The sequence below is a fragment of the Tsukamurella pseudospumae genome (assembly GCF_001575195.1).
GTDB classification, from domain to species: domain Bacteria; phylum Actinomycetota; class Actinomycetes; order Mycobacteriales; family Mycobacteriaceae; genus Tsukamurella; species Tsukamurella pseudospumae.
Genome location: NZ_LSRF01000011.1, coordinates 36,581 through 59,597 on the forward strand (window position 1 = coordinate 36,581; position 23,017 = coordinate 59,597).

24 protein-coding genes are annotated in these 23,017 nt (G+C 70.4%); 19 read left to right on the top strand and 5 right to left on the bottom strand.

Annotated features, from left to right (window positions below; translation table 11 throughout):
- Positions 1-16: 16 nt before the first annotated feature.
- The 8 genes from AXK60_RS07680 (at position 17) to AXK60_RS07715 (ending at position 7,152) form a co-directional block, all read left to right on the top strand.
- Positions 17-835, top strand: coding sequence for a biotin--[acetyl-CoA-carboxylase] ligase (locus tag AXK60_RS07680; protein ID WP_068570474.1), 819 nt, complete (start codon positions 17-19; stop codon positions 833-835).
- Between the two features lie 2 nt (positions 836-837).
- Positions 838-1,383, top strand: coding sequence for a PH domain-containing protein (locus AXK60_RS07685; protein WP_068570475.1), 546 nt, complete (start codon positions 838-840; stop codon positions 1,381-1,383).
- Positions 1,380-2,066, top strand: a complete 687-nt coding sequence (locus AXK60_RS07690; RefSeq protein WP_068570476.1) for a response regulator transcription factor — start codon at positions 1,380-1,382, stop codon at positions 2,064-2,066. The genes AXK60_RS07685 and AXK60_RS07690 overlap by 4 nt, the downstream gene beginning before the upstream one ends.
- Positions 2,067-2,484: 418 nt before the next feature.
- Entirely contained in the window at positions 2,485-3,483 is a 999-nt protein-coding gene (locus AXK60_RS07695; protein WP_068982503.1) for an AfsA-related hotdog domain-containing protein, read from the top strand.
- The gene (locus AXK60_RS07700) at positions 3,480-4,139 is read left to right on the top strand and encodes an HAD-IA family hydrolase (RefSeq protein WP_342342454.1); all 660 of its coding nucleotides are present in this window, start codon (positions 3,480-3,482) and stop codon (positions 4,137-4,139) included. The genes AXK60_RS07695 and AXK60_RS07700 overlap by 4 nt, the downstream gene beginning before the upstream one ends.
- A gap of 46 nt (positions 4,140-4,185) precedes the next feature.
- On the top strand, positions 4,186-5,499 hold the full coding sequence (locus AXK60_RS07705) for an MFS transporter (RefSeq protein ID WP_244881053.1): 1,314 nt from the start codon (positions 4,186-4,188) through the stop codon (positions 5,497-5,499).
- Positions 5,499-6,728, top strand: coding sequence for a cytochrome P450 (locus tag AXK60_RS07710; RefSeq protein ID WP_244881054.1), 1,230 nt, complete (start codon positions 5,499-5,501; stop codon positions 6,726-6,728). Before AXK60_RS07705 ends, AXK60_RS07710 begins: the two co-directional genes overlap by 1 nt.
- Before the next feature lie 88 nt (positions 6,729-6,816).
- Positions 6,817-7,152, top strand: a complete 336-nt coding sequence (locus AXK60_RS07715; protein WP_068570479.1) for an ArsR/SmtB family transcription factor — start codon at positions 6,817-6,819, stop codon at positions 7,150-7,152.
- Positions 7,153-7,161: 9 nt separating this feature from the next.
- On the opposite strand, the gene AXK60_RS07720 is transcribed toward AXK60_RS07715, so the two are convergent.
- Entirely contained in the window at positions 7,162-8,478 is a 1,317-nt protein-coding gene (locus AXK60_RS07720; protein ID WP_068570480.1) for a sensor histidine kinase, read from the bottom strand.
- 10 nt (positions 8,479-8,488) lie between these two features.
- Positions 8,489-9,034 (bottom strand): GtrA family protein, encoded by a 546-nt coding sequence (locus AXK60_RS07725; RefSeq protein WP_082777895.1) that lies wholly within the window; start codon positions 9,032-9,034, stop codon positions 8,489-8,491.
- A gap of 117 nt (positions 9,035-9,151) precedes the next feature.
- Here AXK60_RS07725 and AXK60_RS07730 point away from each other — a divergent pair, with 117 nt between their 5' ends.
- From AXK60_RS07730 to AXK60_RS07750, 5 genes are all read left to right on the top strand, one after another.
- Complete coding sequence (locus tag AXK60_RS07730) at positions 9,152-10,378, top strand: 5-(carboxyamino)imidazole ribonucleotide synthase (RefSeq protein WP_082777890.1); 1,227 nt, start codon at positions 9,152-9,154, stop codon at positions 10,376-10,378.
- The gene (gene purE, locus AXK60_RS07735; RefSeq protein WP_068570481.1) at positions 10,371-10,883 is read left to right on the top strand and encodes a 5-(carboxyamino)imidazole ribonucleotide mutase; all 513 of its coding nucleotides are present in this window, start codon (positions 10,371-10,373) and stop codon (positions 10,881-10,883) included. The genes AXK60_RS07730 and purE overlap by 8 nt, the downstream gene beginning before the upstream one ends.
- A 10-nt stretch (positions 10,884-10,893) precedes the next feature.
- The gene (locus tag AXK60_RS07740; protein WP_068570482.1) at positions 10,894-11,547 is read left to right on the top strand and encodes a dihydrofolate reductase family protein; all 654 of its coding nucleotides are present in this window, start codon (positions 10,894-10,896) and stop codon (positions 11,545-11,547) included.
- Between the two features lie 335 nt (positions 11,548-11,882).
- The gene (locus AXK60_RS07745) at positions 11,883-13,043 is read left to right on the top strand and encodes an acyl-CoA dehydrogenase (protein ID WP_068570483.1); all 1,161 of its coding nucleotides are present in this window, start codon (positions 11,883-11,885) and stop codon (positions 13,041-13,043) included.
- Positions 13,044-13,110: 67 nt separating this feature from the next.
- Positions 13,111-13,773 carry an AMIN-like domain-containing (lipo)protein gene (locus tag AXK60_RS07750; RefSeq protein ID WP_139057811.1) on the top strand — a complete coding sequence of 221 codons (663 nt, stop codon included), beginning with the start codon at positions 13,111-13,113 and terminating at the stop codon, positions 13,771-13,773.
- 21 nt (positions 13,774-13,794) lie between these two features.
- Here the strand turns inward: AXK60_RS07750 and AXK60_RS07755 are convergent, their stop codons facing one another.
- Together AXK60_RS07755 and AXK60_RS07760 are read right to left on the bottom strand one after the other, a co-directional pair.
- Positions 13,795-14,505, bottom strand: a complete 711-nt coding sequence (locus tag AXK60_RS07755) for a TIGR03089 family protein (protein WP_068570485.1) — start codon at positions 14,503-14,505, stop codon at positions 13,795-13,797.
- A complete protein-coding gene (locus AXK60_RS07760; protein ID WP_068570486.1) occupies positions 14,493-16,175 on the bottom strand; it encodes an LCP family protein in 1,683 nt (560 codons plus the stop codon). Before AXK60_RS07760 ends, AXK60_RS07755 begins: the two co-directional genes overlap by 13 nt.
- 121 nt (positions 16,176-16,296) lie before the next feature.
- Here AXK60_RS07760 and rfbD point away from each other — a divergent pair, with 121 nt between their 5' ends.
- From rfbD to AXK60_RS26850, 6 genes are all read left to right on the top strand, one after another.
- Positions 16,297-17,193 carry a dTDP-4-dehydrorhamnose reductase gene (gene rfbD, locus AXK60_RS07765; RefSeq protein WP_068570487.1) on the top strand — a complete coding sequence of 299 codons (897 nt, stop codon included), beginning with the start codon at positions 16,297-16,299 and terminating at the stop codon, positions 17,191-17,193.
- 9 nt (positions 17,194-17,202) lie between these two features.
- Complete coding sequence (locus tag AXK60_RS07770) at positions 17,203-18,129, top strand: glycosyltransferase (RefSeq protein ID WP_231855410.1); 927 nt, start codon at positions 17,203-17,205, stop codon at positions 18,127-18,129.
- Positions 18,130-18,137: 8 nt separating this feature from the next.
- Positions 18,138-19,232: a mannose-1-phosphate guanylyltransferase gene (gene manB / locus AXK60_RS07775; RefSeq protein ID WP_414929980.1), complete on the top strand. Its 1,095-nt coding sequence runs from the start codon at positions 18,138-18,140 to the stop codon at positions 19,230-19,232.
- Positions 19,233-19,243: 11 nt separating this feature from the next.
- Entirely contained in the window at positions 19,244-20,026 is a 783-nt protein-coding gene (locus AXK60_RS07780; RefSeq protein WP_068570489.1) for an SGNH/GDSL hydrolase family protein, read from the top strand.
- 181 nt (positions 20,027-20,207) lie between these two features.
- A complete protein-coding gene (locus AXK60_RS07785; protein WP_068570490.1) occupies positions 20,208-20,456 on the top strand; it encodes a hypothetical protein in 249 nt (82 codons plus the stop codon).
- 1,144 nt (positions 20,457-21,600) lie between these two features.
- The gene (locus AXK60_RS26850) at positions 21,601-22,227 is read left to right on the top strand and encodes a DUF3558 family protein (protein WP_217491763.1); all 627 of its coding nucleotides are present in this window, start codon (positions 21,601-21,603) and stop codon (positions 22,225-22,227) included.
- A 72-nt stretch (positions 22,228-22,299) separates the two neighbouring features.
- Here AXK60_RS26850 and AXK60_RS07790 read toward each other — a convergent pair whose 3' ends face one another.
- Positions 22,300-22,950 carry an O-methyltransferase gene (locus AXK60_RS07790; RefSeq protein ID WP_068570491.1) on the bottom strand — a complete coding sequence of 217 codons (651 nt, stop codon included), beginning with the start codon at positions 22,948-22,950 and terminating at the stop codon, positions 22,300-22,302.
- Positions 22,951-23,017 lie beyond the last annotated feature (67 nt).

Sequence of the window (23,017 nt, forward strand, 5' to 3'; positions counted from 1 at the left end):
GGGATGGAGGACACGGATGACCGAGACCGCAGGTCTCCCCGATCGAGCGGCGATCGCCGCGGCCGTACGGGGCACGCGCTGGCACGACGTGTCGGTGGTGCCCACAACGGGATCCACCAACGCCGACCTCGCCGACGGCGTGCGCGCGGGCGACGAGGCCGGTCGCGTCCTCATCGCCGATGTCCAGACCGCCGGCCGGGGCCGCCACCAGCGCCCCTGGTCCGCGCCGTCCGGCACGCAGCTGTCCATCTCGGTGACGGTGGCCGTGCCCGCCGCCGCAGCGCCCCGCGCCGGCTGGCTGTCGCTCGTCACCGGCGTCGCGGCCGTGCAGGCGGTGCGCGAGGTGACCGGCCTGACCGCGGGGCTGAAGTGGCCCAACGACGTCCTGCTCGAGGCCGAGGAGGGCAAGCGGGGCGGCAAGACGGCCGGCATCCTGTCCGAGCTGGCCACCGCGCCCGACGGCCGGCTGGTCGCCGTGATCGGGACCGGCCTCAACACCGAGCTCGGCGCCACGGACGTGCCGGTCCCGACGGCCACGTCGCTCCGGCTGGCCGGCGCCGAGGACCCCGACCGGACCGCGCTCGCCGTCGCCTATCTCCGGCACCTCGACGCCGGGGTGACCGCGTGGATCGACGACCCCGCCGCGGCGCGCGCCGCCTACCTGGACGCGTGCGTCACCGTCGGGCAGCGGGTCCGCGTAGAGCTCCCGGCCGACGAGGTCCTGCTCGGCAGCGCGGTCGACGTGGACCCCGAGGGCCGCATCGTCGTGGCCGACGACGCGGGCACCCGGCACGTACTGTCCGCGGGCGACGTGACGCACCTGCGGCCGGAGTGACGATGGCGTTCCCCGAGAAGGCGCTCATCGACGACGAGCGGGTGCTGCTGCACGTGCGACCCCACGCCAAGCGGATGATCGTGCCCGTCCTCGTCCTGTTCGCGGCGTGCGCCGCGGCCGGGGTGGCGCTGGGCCTGATCGGCCGGGCCCATCTCGACGGTGCCTGGCCGGACTGGCTGCTCGTGGCGGTCGTCGTGGCGTGGCTCGGCGTCGTCGGGTGGTGGACGGTGCGGCCGTGGGCGTCCTGGCGCGCGACCCACCTCGTGGTCACCGACCTCCGGATCATGTTCCGCTCCGGCATCGTGCGCCGGCGCGGGATCGACATCCCGCTGCGCCGCATCAACTCGGTCCAGTACCACCAGCGGCTCGTCGACCGGATGCTGCGCTGCGGGGTGCTCACCGTCGAGTCCGCGGGCGAGGATCCGCTCGACTTCCCCGACGTGCCCCGCATCGCCACCACGCACGCGCTCATCGTGGACGCGCTCGACGACGCGGACGACTACCGGGGCCGCGACGACGGCTCGGCGGAGTACTCTCGGCGGTCATGACCACGCGGGTGCTCCTGGCCGAGGACGACGAGGCGATCGCATCGCCGCTGGCCCGCGCGCTCTCGCGCGAGGGCTACGAGGTGACCGTCGCCGCCACAGGCACCGATGCGCTGCAGCGCGCGCTCGACGAGGACTACGCCCTGCTGATCCTCGACCTGGGCCTGCCCGAGCTCGACGGCCTCGAGGTGTGCCGCGAGGTGCGCGCCGCCCGGCCCGAGATCGCGGTGCTCATGCTCACCGCCCGCACCGACGAGATGGATTTCGTCGTCGGCCTCGACGCCGGCGCCGACGACTACGTGGGCAAGCCCTTCCGCATGTTCGAGCTGATGGCCCGTACCCGCGCGCTGCTGCGGCGCAGCGCGCCCGCGCAGGACGCCCTCGAGGTGGTCGAGGCGGGCGGCATCCGGCTCGACGCGACCGCGCGGCGGGTCACCGTCGACGGTGCCGATGTGGCCCTGGCCAACAAGGAGTTCGAGCTGCTGCGCTTCCTGATGGAGCACGCCGGGCGGCTGCTCTCCCGGGAGGAGATCCTCACCGATGTGTGGGGCGATTCCGACCTGCGCGGATCGAAGACGCTCGACATGCACATCTCCTGGCTGCGCCGGAAGATCGGCGACGACACCGGGCCGCACCGCCGGATCGTCACGGTCCGCGGCGTGGGTTTCCGGTTCGACGCGGAGTAGCGCGCCTCGAGTGCTCGGGGCCGAGCGGTCCTCGGGTGTCACAACAATGGCGATGCGCCACGGAGCCGTGCCGGTGTTCGGTGTTCCGTCGCGCGTCCGGCTCATGTGCGTTCGTCGGTGAACTGTTATGGCGGCCTGCACGAACAATTCACGGGAGCCGTATTCGCACAATGGATTGTGTTCATGACTCCGGTGCGCTGTCGGGCCTTCTGTAGCGGCCCGCATCAAAAGGCGTTCCTGGTCGGTGTCGAGCCCCTCTTCGCCGTTCCGGTCCGCATTCTTCATCGATTCGCGGTCGTGGCGAACATCGGGCGGCTACAGTTGCAATAGGTATGAGAATCAACGTACCTTCTCCAAGTCTTGAAGCTGACGCGGGCTGAGGCTCGTCACTCAGCAGAACTCACCTAGAGGGGTATCCGTGACCGCAACCGTTCGACCGCTGTCGTACGACCGAAACATCCCGCGGGACATCGTTCATCGAGAGTCGATTGCGGAGGTGTTCCTCACCGATGCAGTGGCGAGCCCGAACGGCGCCGTCTTCGCGGCGCAGCTGCCGCGGAACCACTCGTACTTCAGCGATCATCGTGGGACGGCCGCGACGTACGACCCGCTTCTCCTGATCGAGGTGTTCCGGCAGGTGGCCATCTACTACGCGCACACGTTCATCGGTGTGGAGCGGGCGCAGAAGTTCGTCTTCGGATCCGCCGATTTCGAGATCGTCGACCGGGACACGTTCCGGATCGGCACGTGTCCGGGGCACTGCACCGTCGCCGCCGAGGTGGTCGCCGAGAAGCGGCGCGACGGCACGATCGTCGGGCTCACGCTGGAGATGACCGCGCGCATCGAAGGGGCCGTCGCCGCACGGGAGACGATGAGCTACCTGTGGCTGCCCGCGGAGGTATGGGCGCGGATCCGGCGCCGCGGGAGGCAGGGCCTCGGACTGCCGGATGCGCATGCGGTCCCCGACGCGGCCCCGGTGGCACGGATGCGACCTGCGGCCGTGGGACGGCACAACCCGCGCAACGCCATCCTGGCGAATCCGACGCTCGACGAGAACGGCGAGATCAGCGCACTCACCGTGATCGACACGAACCATCCGTCGCTCTTCGATCACGCTCTCGATCACGTTCCGGGCATGCTGCAGTTCGAGGCGGCACGTCAGATCGCGATGGCTGCCGCGAATTCGTCGTTGGGGCTCGATACGAACAGGATGGTGATGCACCGGCTGGAGATCGCTTTCGAGAAGTTCGGCGAGTTCGAGCTGGACACGATTGCGCGCGCCGTCGCGGAACCCGATCCGGACGAGGACGGCTCCGTCATCGCCACCATCCGGATCACGCAGGGCGACGACGCGATCGCATCCGGCCGCGTTCACCTTCAGGTGACGCCGGTCGACGTGTGGACGATGGTCCAGTGAACGTACGCGAGCCGTTCGTCTGGTTCGATTTCGGTGGCGTTCTCTCGCCCTCTCTTCCCGTTCTCTTTCGCAGCTATGCGGACCGCACGGGCATCTCGCCCGACGTTCTCCGTGCGGCCATGGCCGTCGTGGGAAATGAATATTCGATGCCCGCGCTCGCGCCCATTGAACTCGGCATCATCGACGAGCGGTCCTGGGTGGGTGAGGTGCACGCCGCGATTTCTCGAGCGCACCCCGATATCGACCTGTCCCGCAGTGAACTCGACTTCGGGCGGCAATGGTTCGACGGGCACGGCGTCAACGAGCCGGTCCGCCGATTCGCGCTCGAACTCATCGCGGACGGAATCGATGTAGGGGTGCTCACCAACAACGTCATCGAGTGGGAACCGTACTGGCGATCGATGATCGGCATCGATGACGTCGTCACCGATCTGATCGACTCGTGCAGGGTCGGAATGCGGAAGCCCGATCCCGCGATCTTCGAGCTCGCGGCGCGGCGCAATGAGGTCGATCCCGAGGATTGCATTCTCGTCGACGATCTCGAGGAGAACTGCGACTCCGCTCGCCGATCGGGGTGGACCGCGGTGCGGTTCGTCGACGCCGACCAGGCGGTCGGCGACGTCGAGGCGGCGCTGCAGGGCTTCCCTCGCCGGTGACGGTGACAGTGACGGTGAACACAACATCGACGAAGGAGTGCCATCGGTGACCGCTACATCGGCCGCCCGCGCGACGTCGCGCGGACCGGCGCCCAGCAGGTTGACGCTCCCCGTCGTTCTCCTGGCGCAGTTCGTCACGCCGATGGCCATCGCCGGCACCGCGATCGGGTTACCGAGGATATCCGGCGATCTCGGTACCCAGCCGACCGCGCTGCAGTGGGTCGTCAACGGATTCAATGTCGCGTTCGCCCTCGGTGTTCTCGTCTGGGGCGTCCTCAGTGATCGCGTCGGTCACCGCGTGACCTTCGCTCTCGGGGCGATGCTGTTCTCCGCAGGCAGCGCGGTGAGCGCGGTCGCCCCGTCGCTCGCCGTCCTCGACGTCGCCCGCATCGTGTCCGGCGCCGGTGCGGCGGCCGTTCTGACGGGGGCGAGTGCCATGCTGTCGCACGCTTTCGACGGGCCCGCGCGGACGAAGGCGTTCGCGCTCTTCGGAACGATCAACGGCCTCGGTCTCGCGCTGGGCCCCACGGTGGCCGGGCTACTGGTGACGGTCGTCGGGTGGCGGGGCGTCTTCCTCGTCCAGGCCGCTGCCCTCGCTCTCGCGGCCGCCACCACTCGACTTCTGCCCGGTTCCGTGCCGACGCCCGCGACGCCGTCGGATTCGGAGCGCGCCCCGATCCTCGACCTCACGCTGCTGCGGGACCGGGAGTTCCTCGCCATGTGTCTGGTGCCGGTCGCGGGCTCGATCGGCTTCGTCACGCTGTTGACCTACCTCCCGTCGGCGTTCAGTGGCATCAGGTCGATGAGCCCCGGTTCCGCCGGTCTGGTCATGGTGGCCATGACGATTCCGGTGCTCGTCGCGCCCACCGCCGTGGCCGAGCTGGTGACCGCTGTCAGGTGGGTCACCGTCGGATCGGTCGTGTACGTCGGTCTCGCGGCCCTGCTCCTCGGCACCATCGGCATCCAGTTGCTCTCCGAGGCCCGCTCGATCGGGTGGGTGATCGTGCCCATGATCCTGCTCGGCCTCGGCTTCGGGCTGCCGATCGGCCTCGTCGACGGCCATGCGCTCGCCGTCGTCCCCGCGGAACGCGCCGGAACCGCTGCGGGACTGCTCAACTTCTTCCGGATCGGCAGCGAGGCCGTCTTCGTGGCCGGCTACGCACTCGTGCTGTCCACTGTCGTCGGCCGGCGGCTCACCGGCGCCGCCGCCGAGGCCACCGCCGCCGGGCGGCCCGGTCACCCCGAGGTCTACCGCAACGCGTTCCACACCACCGTGACCGGGATGCTCTGCCTGCTCGTCGTTCTGACCGCGGCGATCCTGCTCGTCCGGCGCGGGAGCGCCCGAGCCGAGGAGTCCTGATGCCCGCCTCGACCCGAGCACCGCGGATCCGCTTCGACATCCGGGACATCGCGAACATCGTCCCGGACGGGATGATCGCCGAACACCGTGAGGCCTCGCCCGGTGGACTCCCGCAGGTCGTGCTCCCCAGCGGGCACGTCGCGGTGCACCTGACCGGCTACGACGACGTGCGGCGGGTCCTCGCCGATACCTCGTTCCTCCGCGGGCCGACGAATGTCGCCGGCGGACCGGGCTTCCTGCCCACGATCACCCCCGACGACATGCTGCTCAATCTCGATCACCCGGAGCACCGCCGGCTCAAGGGCTTCGTCGCGGCGGCGTACGGCGTGAACGCCATGAGTTCGCTCGCTCCGGTGGTCCGTGGTCTCGTGGAGTCGGCGGTCGACGACCTGGTGGGGCCGCTCGACGCATCCGTCGATGTGGATCTCATGGCCGAACTGCTCGACCCGCTGACGATCACTGTCAACGCCGGATACCTGGGAATTCCTGCGTGCGACATCCCGGTCTTCCGGCATCTGTCCCGGCGGATGCAGCTCGCGCACGACACCGACGTCCCGGGGCTGCTCGCTGACTTCGGCGAGCTCTACCGCTACATCGAGGACCTCACCGCCGGTCGGCGCGCCCTCGACGACGGGCTGGTGACGGGGCTCCTGGCCGCGCGTGACACCGTCGCGCCGCCGGTCACCGACGCCGAGTACGCGGCGATCCTGCTCGGCTCCCTCGTCGGCGGAGACCAGAACGTGCTGTCGGTGCTGTCCAAGATCGTGTACGCGGCTCTGGCCGAACCGGGGCTGTGGCGGCTGATGGCGCACTGTCCGGCGGTGATCCCCGATGTGGTCGAGGAACTCCTCCGACTCCTGCCGCTCGGGCGGATCTCGACCTTCCCGCGCATCGCCTCCGCGCCGCTCGCCCTGACCGGCGGCCTCCTGCACGCCGGCGAGATCGTCTACGCCGACGCGCGTGCGGCCAATCGCGACCCCGCGGTGTTCCCCGACCCCTGGTCGGTCGACACGGCACGTGCGGGCGGGCGGCGGCACGTGCAGTTCGGCTACGGGATGCATCACTGCATGGGTGCCGCGTTGGCCAGGACGGTGATCGTCGAGACGGTCACCGTGCTCACGGCGCGACTGCCGGGTATGCGACTCGCCGCGCCGCCCGAGGCGATCGCGTGGGACACCGGCGTGCTCGTTCACCGTCCGCTCGGGCTGCCGGTGCGCGTCACGGACTAGTCCTATGAGTGAGTAACGAACTGGAACTCCGGTAGGTAGCATGAGTGAAGGAGGTTCCAACCCACTCCGCGAAAGGACTCAGGTCGCCATGCCGGATCACGACGGACATCCGGATCTCGACGAGTACGACTTGTCGAAGATCCTCCACGCCCTGTCCGATGCGAACCGGCGCAGCGTCATCGTCCAACTCGCGGAGCAGCCGGACGGGACCGAACAGTTCTGCAGCGTCTTCGGCATGCCGTGGGCGCTGTCCACCCGCACCCACCACTTCAAGGTGCTCCGCACCGCCGGCCTCGTCCGGCAGCGTGATGTGGGGAACGGCCGGATGACGCGGCTGCGCCGCGACGACCTGGAGACGGTCTTCCCCGGCCTGCTCGAGCAGATCGTCGCCGCGGATCGACGGGGCCGCGCCGCGGGGGAGTAGGCGCGGCCGTCAGCGGGGTTCGGGTTCCCGCGCGGCGGACGGCTCGGGGTTCTCGGGCGGATCGTCGGGCGCGGAGGCCGGGAGGAAGATCGCGAACGTGGTCGGCCTTCGGCTCTGCAGCTGGAGGCGGCCACCGTCGCCCTCGATGAACGCGCGGGCGAGGGCGAGGCCGACCCCGGTCCCGTTCCCGGCGGAGTAGCCCCGCCGGAAGATGCGCTGGGCGTCACCGTCGGAGATGCCGGAGCCCTCGTCGGAGACGGTGATGAGCACGGTGTGTGCGCCCACGGAGCCGAGCGTCACCCGGACCTCGCCGCGCCCGTGGACCAGCGCGTTGTCGACGAGCACCGCGGCGGCCTCCCGAACGCGGGTCGCGGTGGCCCGGGCCGGTAGGGGCGCTCCCCGCCCGGGCACGACGGTGAGCCGCCGGCCCGCCTTCGCGAACGACGGCGCGAGGTCCGCCAGCAGCGGCGCGAGCTCGGCGCGGATGTCGACCGCGCCGTGCGGTGTGCGCTCGGTGCGGGCCATCTGCACCATGTCGCTGACCGACGAGGTCAGCCGGTCGACCTGGTCGAGGGCGGCGCGGGCCTCGGTGACGACCTCGGGGTCGGGGTGCAGGGTGAGCTCGTCGAGGCGGATGTGGATGGCGGTGAGGCGGCTGCGGAGCTGATGCGAGACGTCGCCCACGATCTGCCGCTCCCGCTGCAGCCGGTCGGCGATCTCCACGGTGGCCGCGTCGAGGACGTCGAGGACGCGGTCGAGTTCCTCGATGCCGTGCCGGGTCGGATCGGGCCGGAAGTCGCCGTCGGCGAGGCGCTGGGCGCGGTCCGCGACGTCCTGCACCGGGTCGGCGACGCGGCTGGCGGTGACCGCCGCGACCACGACGCCCGCGGTCACGGACAGCGCCATCACGATGAGCTCGATCGTCAGGGCCCGGTACTGCTCGCTGCGCACGCTGGAGTAGTCCTGCTCGAGGCGCAGCACGCCGGCCTCGCCGAGCGAGGTCCCCTCGACCATGGGCTTCTCGAGCGGGCCGTCGGCGCCGACGGTGAGCTCGCGGGGCGCGCCGCGATCGTCGGTGTAGGTGAGCACGAGGCGCCCACCGGACGGGACCAACAGCCGCAGCGCGTCGACGGGGGGCTCGCCGCGGTCGCCGGTGCGCTGGTCCTGGCCCAGGATCTCCGACGATGCCCGCGTCAGGCGGTGCTGCAGGTCGGTGCGGGCGGCGTCGTCGAGCCAGCGCCAGGTGTAGAACATCAGCGGCAGGCCGAGGAAGAGGCCGGTGACCGCGACGACCGCGATGGTCGAGCGGAGGATGCGGCTCCGCACGCTGCGGTTGCTAGCGCTCAGCGGCGGGGGTGGACTCACCGGCGGACGAGATGGACTCCTGCTCGGGGGCGTCGCGCAGGTCCTCCGGGAAGGCCCAACGGCGCAGCGCCCAGAACCGGAAAGCCATCTGCAGCAGGTTGCCGACGATGTAGTTGAGCACGAAGTCGACGATGATCAGCGTGGTCGTCGAGTCGACATTGCGCAGGTGGAAGAAGTTGTTGGCGATGAAGATGGGCGCGGCCATGATGAGCACGCCGATGCCCGAGATGGCGAAGAACAGCAGCGCCTCGTGGTGCTTCTCCCGGCCGCCGCGGTGCTTGAAGCTCCACTCGCTGTTGAGGATGTACGAGAGGATCACGGCGCAGACGCCGGAGAACACCTTCGCGACGGTGGGCTTCTCGCTCATCACCGTGAGCACCAGGCCGTAGAAGATGGCGAGGTCGAAGACGGCCGTCGTGCTGCCCACGATCGCGAACTTGATCAGCTCGTGGTGCTGCATGACGAGCCCGCGAAGCGGTGCCGGGGTGCGATCCAGAATCGCCTCGATGAAAGCCACGTGCGCCACTGTAATGGAACCGTGAATAGTACCGCGGGGAGTGTGACGTGGTCGGCACGGGGGCGGTGCGGCGTGCCGGGCGCTCCGGCGGTGTCGCGGACCTGCGATTATGGACGGGTGAGTGATGTTCAATCCCGCGGTTCGCGACCCGTCGTGGCCATGGTCGGCGGAGGTCAGCTGGCCCGTATGACCCATCAGGCGGCGATCGCGCTGGGGCAGGGTCTGCGAGTGCTCGCCGCTTCGTCCGACGAGCCCGCGCCGCAGGTCTGCCCCGATGTCGTCCTCGGCGACCACGACCGACTCGACGACCTGCGCCGCGTTGCGACCGGCGCCCACGCGCTGACCTTCGACCACGAGGGCGTGCCCACCGAGCACCTGCTGCAGCTGCAGGCCGAGGGCGTCACCGTCAACCCTCCGCCGCAGGCGCTGCTCTACGCGCAGGACAAGCTCGCGATGCGGCACCGCCTGGCCGAGCTCGGCGCGCCCGTGCCGGGCTTCGCCGAGATCGCCTCACCGGACGACGTCCTCGCCTTCTGGGCCCGGTTCGACGGTGCCGTGGTTCTCAAGGCCGTCCGGGGCGGCTACGACGGCCGCGGCGTGTGGCTGCCCGACACGCTCGACGAGGCCGTGGCCGTTGCGGAGGAGCAGCTCGCCGCGGGCGTCCAGGTGCTCGCGGAGCAGCGGGTCGAGCTCGCTCGGGAGTTGTCGGCGATGGTCGCGCGGTCGCAGTACGGGCAGGGCGCGGCATGGCCGGTCGTCGAGACGGTGCAGCGGCACGGGCAGTGCGCCGTCGTGCTCGCGCCCGCGCCGGGCCTGTCCGACGAGGACGCGTCGTTCGCCGAGTCGCTCGCGCTGAGCCTGGCGAACGAGCTGGGCGTGGTGGGTGTGATGGCCGTGGAGCTGTTCCAGACCCCGTCCGGCGAGATGCTCGTCAACGAGCTCGCGATGCGCCCGCACAACTCGGGCCACTGGTCGATGAACGGGTGCGTGACCAGCCAGTTCGAGCAGCACGTGCGCGCGGTGCTCGACTATCCGCTCGGTGACACCGCCGCCACCGCGCCGCTCACCGTCATGGCGAACGTGCTGGGGGCGTCGTCGGAGCCCGAGATGAGCGTCGACGAGCGGCTGCACCACCTCATGGCGCGGATGCCGGAGGCGCACGTGCACATGTACGGCAAGGAGGGACGGCCCGACCGCAAGATCGGGCACGTGAACCTCGTCGGGTCGCTCGAGGGTGACCTCGGCGATCCGGCGTACGTGGCCGAGCTGCGGGAGCGGGCGGAACGCGCGGCGCACTGGATGGCGACCGCGGAGTGGACCGATGGATGGAGTGTGCATGGCTGAGAACACGGGACCGCGCGTCGGACTGATCATGGGCAGCGACTCGGACTGGCCCACGATGGAGGCCGCCGCCGAGGCGCTCGCCGAGTTCGGGATCCGGTTCGAGGTCGGCGTCGTTTCCGCGCACCGCACCCCGCAGCGGATGCTGGACTACGCCTCCGGGGCCGCCGACCGGGGTGTCGAGGTGATCATCGCCGGCGCCGGCGGCGCCGCGCACCTGCCGGGCATGGTCGCCTCCGCGACGCCGCTGCCGGTGATCGGCGTGCCGGTGCCGCTCAAGCACCTCGACGGCATGGACTCGCTGCTCTCGATCGTCCAGATGCCGGCCGGGATCCCGGTGGCGACGGTGTCGGTGGGCGGCGCCCGCAACGCGGGGCTCTTGGCCGTGCGGATCCTGGGTGCCGCCGACCCTGCGCTGCGCTCCCGCATGGCGGCGTTCCAGGCGGACCTGGAGCTGATGGTGCTGCGCAAGGACGAGGCCCTGCGGCGCAAGCTGCTGGAGGGATAGCCTGGTCCGCATGAGCGGTCAGGTGCGGGTGCACAACTTCGCGATCTCGCTGGACGGCTTCGGCACGGGCGCCGACCAGTCGGTGGACGCACCCTTCGGCCACGCCGGCGGGTCGCTGATGTCGTGGTTCTTCGGGACCCGACGGGGTGCCGCGATCCACGGGCTGACCAGTGCGGCCCGGGGCGTCGACGATGCCTTCTCCGAGGCCTGGGACGAGGGCATCGGCGTGGAGATCATGGGGCGCGGCAAGTTCGCGCCCACGCCGGAGGTCCTCGCCGACGAGTCCTGGCGCGGCTGGTGGGGCGAGCAGACGCCGTTCACCACCCCGATCATCGTGCTCACGAGCCGACCCCGGCCAGCGTTCACCACCGGCGATGGGGTGGAGTTCCGGTTCCTCGACGCCTCACCCGCCGAGGCGCTGGCCGCGGCGCGGGGGATTGCCGGTGATGGTGACGTCCGGATCGGCGGGGGAGTGTCGACGGTGCGCGAGTTCCTCGCCGCCGACCTGATCGACCACCTGCACCTCGTGGAGGTACCGATCGTGCTGGGCCGCGGCGAGCGGCTGTGGGACGGGCTCGAGGGCGTGCAGGAGCGGTTCGCGGTCGAGTCGACGGTGAGTCCCAGCGGCGTCGTGCACCGCGTCTTCACCCGCCTGCCCCGATAGTCGCCGTGCTGTGAATCCACGGCTCAGCTGAACACGCGCCAGAATCCGGCCGCCTGTGCGTTTCAGCCGTGGACTCACAGTGCTCGACGCGAAGCCGCACGTGTGCGGCTCTGCCGCGGGTGTTCTTCGCAGAGCATGGGGTTGCAACCCGATGATGGGTGAGAGACTCCCGCGGGAAGCCCGCCAATCGCGACAGGTGGGGCCCGGGGCGGGCGCGGTTGTTCCCGGGAACAAGCGGATCGTCGAATATTGGTTACGTGCGACTAACTGACCGACGGCGGGGCATGGATAGAATCAGCCCGGACCCAAACACGTAGACGCTGATGGAGGCCCCTATGGCTGGCAACCCCGACTTCGACCTGTTCCAGCTCCCCGAGGAGCACGAGGAACTGCGCGCCGCCATCCGGGCGCTCGCCGAGCGCGACATCGCGCCGCACGCCAAGGACGTCGACGAGAAGGAACGGTTCCCCCAGGAGGCCCTGGACGCGCTGGTCGCGAGCGGTTTCAACGCCATCCACGTGCCGGAGGAGTACGGCGGCCAGGGCGCGGACTCCGTCGCCACCTGCATCGTCATCGAGGAGGTGGCTCGCGTCTGCGGCAGCTCCTCGCTGATCCCCGCGGTGAACAAGCTCGGCACCATGGGCCTGATCCTCAACGGCTCCGAGGAGCTCAAGCAGCACGTGCTGCCGTCGCTCGCCGAGGGCGAGGCCATGGCCTCCTACGCGCTGTCCGAGCGCGAGGCCGGCTCCGATGCGGCGTCGATGCGCACCCGCGCCCGCCGCGAGGGCGACGAGTGGGTCCTCAACGGCTCCAAGTGCTGGATCACCAACGGCGGCAAGTCGACCTGGTACACCGTCATGGCCGTCACCGACCCGGAGAAGGGCGCCAACGGCATCAGCTCCTTCATCGTGCACAAGGACGACCCGGGCTTCTCGGTCACCGGCTACGAGCACAAGCTGGGCATCAAGGGCAGCCCGACCGCCGAGCTGGCCTTCGAGGAGTGCCGCATCCCCGCGATGCGCATGATCGGCGACGAGGGCACGGGCTTCAAGACCGCGCTGCAGACCCTCGACCACACGCGCCCGACCATCGGCGCGCAGGCCGTCGGCATCGCGCAGGGCGCGCTCGACGTGGCGATCGACTACATCAAGGACCGCAAGCAGTTCGGCAAGTCCATCTCCGAGTTCCAGGGCGTGCAGTTCATGGTCGCCGACATGGCGATGCGCCTCGAGGCCGCCCGCCTCATGGTCTACACCGCCGCCGCCCGCGCCGAGCGCGGCGAGAAGAACCTGGGCTTCATCAGCTCCGCGTCGAAGTGCTTCGCCTCCGATGTCGCGATGGACGTCACCACCGACGCCGTGCAGCTGCTCGGCGGGGCCGGCTACACCCGCGACTTCCCGGTCGAGCGGATGATGCGCGACGCCAAGATCACCCAGATCTACGAGGGCACCAACCAGGTCCAGCGCATGGTCATGTCGCGCCAGCTGCTGCGCTGATTCCAGATCGCACACGATTCGGTAACGGTGCGCCCCCGTCGTCCGGTCCGGCCCTAGCCTGGACCGCATGACGGGGGCGCACGCGTATCGCGGGACGGTCCGGGCAGCGGCAGCGGCAGCGGTGGCGACGGTGACGGTGCTCGCGCTCGGCGCGGCCCTCGCCGCGTGCGGCGACGACGGACGCGAGGCACCGTCGGGCAGTGCGACGGTGAGCGCCACGACCCCGGCGGGCACGGCGGCGTCGGGCGGTTCGACGGTGAGCCCGCGCCCCACCTCCCCGAAGCCCACGCCCGGCACGTCGGCGCTGACGACGCCCAGCACGCCCGCGGGGCTGACGGAGCTCGCCGACCTGCGGATCGGGCGCAACGAGGGGCACGACCGGGTCGTGCTGCAGTTCACCGGGACGGCACCGGGGTACACGGTCGAGGCGGCACAGGGGCCGATCGCCGACTGCGCGTCGGGCGCGATCGTGGCGGGCGCGGGCGACTACCTCGTGATCCGGATCGACGGTGTTCAGCTGTTCGGCGAGAACGGCGAGTCCGTCTACAAGGGGTCCAAGAAGGTCACGGGCAGCGGGCCTTTCGTCGGCGACGCCACCATCTCCTGTGCCTTCGAGGGGCAGCTGCAGGTGGCCGTCCGGCTGCTGGGCGGCGCGGAGCGGCACGTGAACTCGACGCTGCGCGACCCGGGGCGGATCGTGCTGGACGTGTGGAAGGACGAGGGGCCGTAGTTCCCCGCTCCGCGGCGCGGGTCAGGCGACGCGGGCGGTGGCCTTCTCCGTGGCGAACTTGTCCATGAGCTTCCCGGCGTCGGGGTTCGACACGTGGATCACGGAGGCCGGGGCCGCGAACGGGGCCAACAGTCCGTCGTACAGATCGTCGACGGTGCGCCAGTCCCGCGTCGAGAGCACGCGGTCGCCGGGCGCGTAGCCGGCGGAGGCGGACAGGGCCGTGGACCGCGCCGTGACGATCTCGGGGGAGTCGCCGGCGAGCGCGGTGCCCGCGTCGCCTGGCGTGAACGCATCGGGGTGCACGCGCACCTCGGTGGTGTAGTCGTCGATGCCCGGCGGAAGGTCGGGAACGGCCATGCCGAAGGCGTCGAGGCCCACGGCGAGGATCTCGTCAGCCCCCAGATCCGAGGCCTCGCCCAGCCGGTCCGGAGCGCAGAAGGTGACCGACCCGGACTCGCCGAAGCGGACCTCGCACCCGGCCCACCACGCGCCGAACAGGATCCCGGCCGTCTGCCAGTGCGCCGGCAGCAGCACCCCGACGGCGTCGCCCGGACCCAAGCCGTACTGATCGCGGAGCAGGTTGCCGCACTTGGCCGCCCAGTTCCCGAGCGTCACGGCGGACAGGCCCATCCGGGCGCCGGAGGCATCGTCGTACCAGGTGAACCGGGGCGCGGCACCGTCGGCCTGGACGATGGGGACGAGCAGGCGGTCGGTGACGGTCAGTCCACGCACGGGACGCCTCCGTTCTGCTGGGCGGTGAAACCGGGCTTGTTGAGGAGCGAGCTGATGCGCGCCGCCTCGCTGGGGTCGAGCGCCTCGGTCATGCCCGGCGCGAGCGACGTGGTGGTCGCCGCGGAGTCCGATCCCGAGTCGCTCGAGGAGCCCGGACCCGAGTACCCGTCCTGGATCAGGACCTTGACGTGGCCCGACGACACCGAGGTGCTCGCGACCACGGGCAGGCCACCGAGCAGTGCGGCGACGGCCTTGGCGCCCTGGTCGTTCGACGAGCTCGCGAGCACCGCGCTCCGCGAGCTCAGGCCCGACTCGGAGGTCGACGCGTTGCCGGTCTTGCCCTGCCCGAAGCCCTTGTCGCCGAGGAAGCTCGACACGCCGCTCGCGAGGCCCGTGGTGGAGCCGCCGTTGACGACGTCCACCGTGTACGACGAGCGGTTCACCGATGGGACGGCCGGCGCGCTCGACGTGGCGGTCTTGGTTTTCGTCTTCGGTGCTTCGCCCCCGAGGAGGCCGGACACGTACGCCTGGACCTGCTTCGGGTCGACGACGACCACGGACTGCTGCCCGTCGTCGCTCCAGCCGTCGTCGCGGACGACGGGGACCGTCGAGAACTTGATGTTGCCCGCCGAGAGGTTCGCGAGCTCCTTCGCGAAGCCCATGACGTCCCAGTCCTGATCCAGCGTGACGGAGCTGGTCAGCGCGTTCTGGAGCTGGCTGAGCTTGCCGGGGCTGGTGAGCGTGCCGGTGGAGAGGATCTTGCTGGCCAGTGAGGCCATGAACACCTGCTGCCGGGTGACGCGGTCGAGGTCGCCGCGCGGCAGGCCGTGCCGCTGGCGGACGAAGCTCAGCGCCTGCGGGCCCTTGAGGGTCTGCTTGCCGGCCCGGAACCGGGCACCCGAGAAGGAATCGTTGACAGGCTTCTTGAGGCACACCTCGACGCCGCCCACGGCATCGGTGAGGCGGGAGAAGCCGACCAGGCCGATCTCGGCGTAGCGGTCGACCGAGACGCCCGTGAGATCCGCAACGGTCTCGATGAGCGCCTTGCGACCCTCCTCGTTGCCCTTCTGCACGGCCGTCTTCTCGTCGTCGCCGTTGGCCATCGCCTTGTCCCGCGTGACATTCGCGGCGCCCGCGAACGCGGAGTTGATCTTGCCCTTGCCCTGATCGGGGATCGCGACGTAGGCGTCGCGGGGGATCGAGATCGCGGTGGCCGACTTCCCGTCGTTGGGGATGCGGATGAGGATGATCGTGTCGGTGTTGAGGGTGCCGTCGTCGACGCCCGCGTTCAGCCGCGCCAGCTCCTGCTTGGAGAGCGGGTTGCCCTTCGCGTCGGTGCGCGAGTCGGTGCCCACCAACAGGATGTCGGTCGCGCCGTCGGGTTTGGCGCTGAGCGAGGGGCCGCGCTCGATGTCGCCCGCGAACCGGGACCACCAGAACCAGGCCACACCGGTCACCACCAGCACGATCGCCGTGATCAGCGCGATCAGGGCCTTGCCGCTGCGTTGGAGGCGCTCGTGGGTGTCGGCGGACAGGTCGGCGGCGCGGGGCACCTGCCGCGGGCTCTGCGCGCCGGCGGTGCCGCCCTCGTTCTCCGCGCGGACGCTGCGACGCTTCGCATCGGCACCGCGGGAATGGCGTGCGCCGCGTGGACTCGGGCTGTCGGACACCCACCACTCCTTGTCGCCGGGATCGGGCCTCCTGCTTCGGCCCGCTTGATCACATCCCCATAACGGTACCGACTGGACCTGGGAACTTTCGCATGCGCGGCCGTCACGTACGGTTTGCAGTGTGAACCTGGTGATCACCGGCGCGTCCGGCCAGTTGGGATCGGCGCTGGTCGGGGCGGCCGCGGACCGTGGGGTCGCGGTGCGCGCGCTCGGCCGGGACGCCCTCGATGTGACCTCGCCACAGTCGGTCGAGGGCCTCGATCTCGCGCCCGGCACGGTCCTCATCAACTGCGCGGCGCACACGGCCGTCGACGCCGCGGAGTCCGAACCCGACGCCGCCGAGGCGCTCAACGCGCTCGCGCCCGGTCTGCTGGCCCGACGGTGCGCCGCCGCCGGCGCCCGGCTCGTCCACCTCTCGACCGACTACGTCTTCGGGCCCGCACCCGTGCCGCCCCGGGCCTGGGAGCCGGGGGATCCGACGGCACCGTCGAGCGTGTACGGGCGCACCAAGCTCGCCGGGGAGGAAGCGGCCCGGGCGGCGTACCCGCGCACCGTCGTGGTCCGGACCGCGTGGGTGTACACCGGACGTGCTGCCGACGGTGCCTGGGCTCCGGACTTCGTCGGGACCATGGGGCGGCTGGCCGACGGCGGCGTGGATCCGAAGGTCGTCGACGACCAGACGGGCTCGCCCACGTACGCCCCCGACCTCGCCGTGGGCCTGCTGGACCTCGCCGCTCTGCTGTCCGCCGAGCGCGGCCGGGGCGGCGGCGTGCTGCACGCAGCGGGCGGCGGCGCGGCGACCTGGTTCGACCTGGCCCGGGGCGTGTTCGAGCGGGTCGGCGCGAACCCGGCGCGCGTCACGCCCTGCACGTCGTCGGAGTTTCCCCGCCCCGCGCCCCGCCCGGCGTACTCGGTGCTCTCGCCCGCGGCGTGGGCGGCGTGGGGACTGGCGCCCCTCCCGGACTGGCAGGACGCGCTGGACCGGGCGCTGGGCGCCACTTCTGCGACCGACCGGTAACCTGTGCGCGTGCCCGGAACCGCCGACGAGATCGCCCCACCCCCTGTGACGCTCGGGGTGGTCACCGTCACCTATTCCCCGGGCGAGCACCTCGAGAACTTCCTGACCAGCATCGACGGTGCCTTCTCCGGCGCCGCGCCGCGCGTGCTCATGGCCGACAACGGGTCGGTCGACGGTTCCCCCGAGGCCGCCGACGCCGCACACGCCACGGCGGAACTCCTGCGCACCGGCGCGAACCTGGGCTACGGCGGGGCCATCAACTTCGCGGTGGCCCGGCTGCGCGCCGACGCGGCGGCCGGCACCGCGCCGTTCCCGGACTTCCTCCTCATCAGCAACCCGGACGTCGTGTTCGGTCCCGGCTCGATCGACGAGCTGATCGCGGCCGCGGCGCGGCACCCCGAGGCGGGCGCGCTCGGTCCGCTCATCCGCGACCCCGACGGCACCGTCTACCCGTCGGCGCGCAACGTCCCGAGCATGCGGTACGGGATCGGGCACGCGCTGCTCGGCACGGTGTGGAAGTCGAACCCGTGGACCCGCGCGTACAAGCAGTCCGAGGCGGACCTGTCGGAGCGGGAGGCGGGCTGGCTCAGCGGCTCCTGCCTGCTCGTGCGCCCCGAGGCCTTCGCCGCGATCGGCGGCTTCGACGACCGCTACTTCATGTACATGGAGGACGTGGACTTCGGCGATCGCCTCGCGCGGGCCGGGTGGCGCAATGTCTACGTCCCGAGCGCGGAGATCGTGCACGCCAAGGGACACGCCGCGGGGAAGGTGCCGGAGCTCATGCTGCCCGCGCACCACGCCTCGGCGTACCGGTTCTTCGCCGACCGGCATCCCGGTCCGGCGGCCGCGCCCCTGCGCGCGGCGATGAAGGTGGGGCTGGCCGCGCGCTCGCGGATCAGTGTTCTCGCGGCGACGCGGAGACGAAAAGGGGAATGATGAGTTCGGTGGAACAGGACGCCGGGGTGGACCTCAGTGATGTCGAGGCTGTGATCCTGGTGGGCGGCAAGGGCACTCGCCTGCGGCCGCTCACTCTGTCGGCGCCCAAGCCGATGCTGCCCACGGCGGGCAAGCCCTTCCTGACCCACCTGCTCTCGCGGATCCGCGACGCCGGTATCCGCCGCGTGGTGCTGGGGACCTCGTTCAAGGCGGAGGTCTTCGAGGAGTACTTCGGCGACGGATCCGAACTGGGACTGGAGCTCTCGTACGTCGTCGAGACGGAGCCGCTGGGCACCGGCGGCGGCATCCGCAACGTGCTACCCGCCCTGAAGGCGGAGAACGTGCTGGTGTTCAACGGGGACGTGTTGGGCGGCAGCGACATCCGCGCCGTCGTGAACACGCACCGCGAGAAGAACGCCGACGTCACCATGCACCTCGTGCGCGTCGCCGACCCCCGCGCGTTCGGGTGCGTGCCCACCGACGCCTCGGGCCGCGTCACCGCGTTCCTGGAGAAGACTCAAGATCCGCCGACGGACCAGATCAACGCCGGCTGCTACGTGTTCAAGCGTTCGGTGATCGAGGAGATCCCCGCCGGGCGGCCGGTCTCCGTGGAGCGCGAGGTGTTCCCCGCGCTGCTCAACGGTGATCGCAAGCTGTACGGCCACGTCGACTACGGCTACTGGCGCGACATGGGCACCCCCGAGGACTTCGTGGCCGGCAGCTCGGACCTGGTGCGGGGCATCGCACCGTCGGCCGCTCTGGACGGCGTCCGCGGCGAATGTCTGATCCACCCCGGTGCCTCGGTGGCGCCGGGTGCGCTGGTGATCGGCGGGTCCGTCATCGGTCGCGGAGCGGAGATCGGTGCGGGCGCAAGGCTCGACGGTGCCGTCGTCTTCGACGGTGTGCGGATCGAGGCCGGCGCGATCGTGGAGCGGTCGATCATCGGATTCGGCGCGCACATCGGGCCGCGGGCGCGGATCCGCGAGGCCGTCATCGGCGACGGTGCCTCCGTCGGCGCCCGCTGCGAGCTGTTGCACGGCGCGCGGGTCTGGCCGGGGGTCGAGCTGCCCGACGGTGGCGTGCGGTTCTCGACGGACGTATAGGGGCTCCGGCGGTGGCTGACTTCCTGCGGTACGTGGCGATCGGGGACTCCTTCACCGAGGGGGTGGGCGATCCCGATCCGACGGGCACGCACGAGTACCGCGGCTGGTCCGACCGTGTCGCCGAGGTACTGGCCTCGCACTCACCGGATTTCGGCTACGCGAACCTGGCGATCCGCGGCAAGAAGATGGACCAGATCGTTGCCGAGCAGCTCGATCCGTGCCTGGAACTGGCTCCGGACCTGGTGACCGTGTACGCGGGTGCGAACGACTTGATCCGGCCGTCGGTGGACGTGGACGCGGTCGTCTCCGCCTACGACGACCTCCTTGCGCGGCTGGCGTCGTCGGGCGCCACGGTGGTCGTGTGGACGGCGGCCGATACGCACGGCAGCGGGATCTTCGGCGCTCTCCGCGGCCGGTTCGCCGTCTACAACGAGCTGGTGCGCGAGATCGCTTCCGACCGTGGGCTTCTGCTGCTCGACTACTGGCGGATGAAGGAGTACCGCGACCTGCGGATGTGGGAGTTCGACCGCATCCACATGTCGTCGCCGGGGCACGTCCGGATGGCTGCCGGCGTGCTGGACCTGCTGGGTGTGCCGCACGCGCTGGAGATCCCGGACCTGGGTCCCGCGCCGGTGATCTCGCCCGCCGAGGATCGCGAGATCAAGCGGAAGTGGCGCCGCGAGTTCGCGTACCCGTGGATCTCCCGCCGCGTGCGCGGCATCTCCACCGGCGACGGCCTGCCGCCGAAGTACCCGACGCTCATGCGCCCCGTCGGGGTCCCGGCGGACCGATAGCCTTTCCTGGAACCCATGCGTGCGGCGCATGGGTGGAAAATTTGCAGGTCAGTGGCTGTTTTCCGGAACTTGCCATGCGTCCTTCGCATGGCTCGGTGGGTCTCGGCGCCGCTGTGCGATCCCTCCCGGCCGCTCGTCGCGTCCTCATAGCGCCGTTCACTCGTCATAACGTTGCAACGCTATGAAGGAGCAGGACCGACCTGTGGACCGCGGTCCGGTTAGGGGTGAATTCGTCCGAACAGAGTGTCGCGAGCGACTTCGACTCGACCTGCCGGGGCACGACGACTTCCGTGGGATCGACCACCTCGTGTGCAGGCTCGGGGACGATTTCGTGGCAGGTCTCGTGTTGTACACGGGAACCGAGACGCTCGCGTTCGGCGAGAAGAAGCGCGCCGTGCCGGTGAGTGCGCTGTGGGAGCTCGGGCACTGAGCAGCCGGGTAGGCGGACATCGCCGACGGCGTCGCCCTGTGTGGTGTCGGACCAATGTCATCCGATCAGACGATTGTCCACTTTGAGTAGATCTGGAACGCTCGCGAAGTGCCGATGACATGGTTCTCGATGAGTGACGGAAATGTAACGCGGGGACGGGCGCGGAGGCTCGTCCGCGCGGTGGCGATCGTCTGCGCGATCGTAGGAGCGGCGACCGCGTGTCACGGTGACCGAGGCGGCTCGTCCGCTGACGGCACGGAGTCTTCGACCCGATCCAGCTCCAGGTCGTTCGACATTCCTTCAGGGTTTCGCCTGAGCATCGCAGTGCCGGATGGTTGGAACGCCTTCGACGGGGAGCTCAGTGCAGACAAGCGTCAGTACGGCCGCATGATCTATTTGACCTCTCCGGGCGGACCTACATCTGAGGCGGCTCTCAATGCTGCGGCGGGGGCGCCAAAGCCCGGCCAGGCAGCCGTCCACCAGGTAGGGGTCATCGCGTACACCCCGTGCCCGGATGCGAGTCTCGCCGCGGGGCGCTGGACGGAGGAAACCACGATGCCGTCGTCGGAGTCAGGTCCGTACGGCCGCCGTGACTTCCGGGCGAGCCGCGCATTCGCAGGTTCGGGCTGCGTGACCGTCGTCGCGACCGATTTTGCTGGGAAGGGCGAGACGCCCGCATCAACTGCAACGGACATGGCACGCGGGATGACGGCGGACGGTGGCGTTGAACTGACGCGGTCCTAGTGGGTGCACGAACAGACAATTGCGTCGGATCAGTGAGGAGGACGGGGACGTGGGGGACCTTCCACACGGCGACGGACGTCGACGAGGCGGCGGAGCGAGTGATTCGACCGCGGCGCCGCCGCGGATCATGATGCGGTTCGACAGGAGGCTCGGCGCGTATGTTCCGGAAACCTCGGAGCGCGGTGTCCCGGGTGCCGGCACTCCCGGGGCGAGTGCGCTACGGCCGGCGCATCCTGCTCAGAGCCCTGCACGACCGAGACAGCTGAACCGAACGACCGCGGCGCCGAACGGTTCGCCGTTGCCGCGGACGTCACCCTCGGACCGGATGCCTGTGCGTGCGCGTCGCCCGTCGCCGACCGACCCCACTGTGGTGAGGAGGCCTCAGCCGGTCGGGCAGAACATGCCGACACCGCCCCCGCGAGGTGTCGTTCCGGCGCCGGTTGGCAGGCGTCGTATTTCCCGGCGCGTCGTGATCGCTGGTGGGTTCGTTGGAGTCCTGGTACTCGGAGCTGCGATCGGCGGGACGGTTGCGCTCCGGTCGGGTGGTGGAGGCCCTGCCGTCGTCGCGGACGGCCAGACCGAGGGCCCCGGAGCCCCACTCACTCCGGGCACTCGTCCTGCAGGGTCGCCCTGCGATGGCATCACCAGTGCGACGCTGGCTGCGGCAGACCTGGACGTGTCGTCGCAACGCGTTTCCGAGCGCGCCAACGATGTGGAATGCGGGTGGGAGACGTCACGATACAGCTGGCGGCCGTCATTGATTCTCAGCGCGATGAGCCCGGCTTTCAGGGACCATCAGTCGTACATCAACACAGCGCGCAGTGCTTACCGGGTCACTGACGAGAATGTCGCCGGGCGTGATGCGGTGTTTCTGCACGACAGCGCCGATGCAGGGTGCAGCATCGTCGTGTCTTCCAGCTACTGGACGTATCAGATCGAACTGACACAGACGACCGGTCGGCCCGTTCCGACGTGCGCAGATGTCACGCCGTTCGCGGAAGCGCTCGTTCCTCGATTGCCTGCGTGACGCTCTCGGCGCAGGCAGGCCTGTTCGGCACCTGCGCACGGCGGACCGTCGGACATGCGCACCGTGACGCGACTACTCGTCCGGGACGAAGGCCTTCGCGGCGGCGACGAGGCCGCCGCCGAGCGGGAGGATGACGGGGAGCAGGTTCTCGTCCGCGGCGATGATGCGGGTCGCCTCGCGGGCGGCGAAGGCCTCGTCGTCGTGGGCGTCGGGATCGGGGACGCGGTAGCCGGCGTCGCCGAGGTTGACGACCACGACGCCACCCGGACGGAGCAGGCGCACGGCGTCGATGACGTAGCGCGGGTGATCGACGGGGTCCCCGTCGATGAAGATGAGGTCGTAGGCGGCGTCGGCGAGGCGGGGGAGCACGTCCAGGGCGTGGCCGTTGATGAGGCGGGTGCGGTTCGCGGCCACGCCGGCCTGCTGGAAGCCGATCTTCGCGGCGGCCTGGAACTCCTGCTCGGAGTCAATCGTGGTCAGCACGGAATCGGGCCGCATGCCCGACAGCAGCCACAGTCCACTGATCCCGGCGCCGGTCCCGACCTCGACGACGGACTTGGCGCCGCCCGCGGCCGCGAACACCGAGAGCAGAGCGCCGACGGACGGCGAGACCGCGTCGACGCCCAGGTCGGCAGCGCGTTCGCGGGCCGACGACATCGCGTCGTCCTCGACGATGGCGTTCTCGGCGTAGGTGACGAGGGCGGATGCAGCTGAATCAGACACGTCCGAATCGTAGCCGGTCGCGAACCGGTTACCCGGCCGTGACGCGATCGTTAGCTAAGGCGATGCA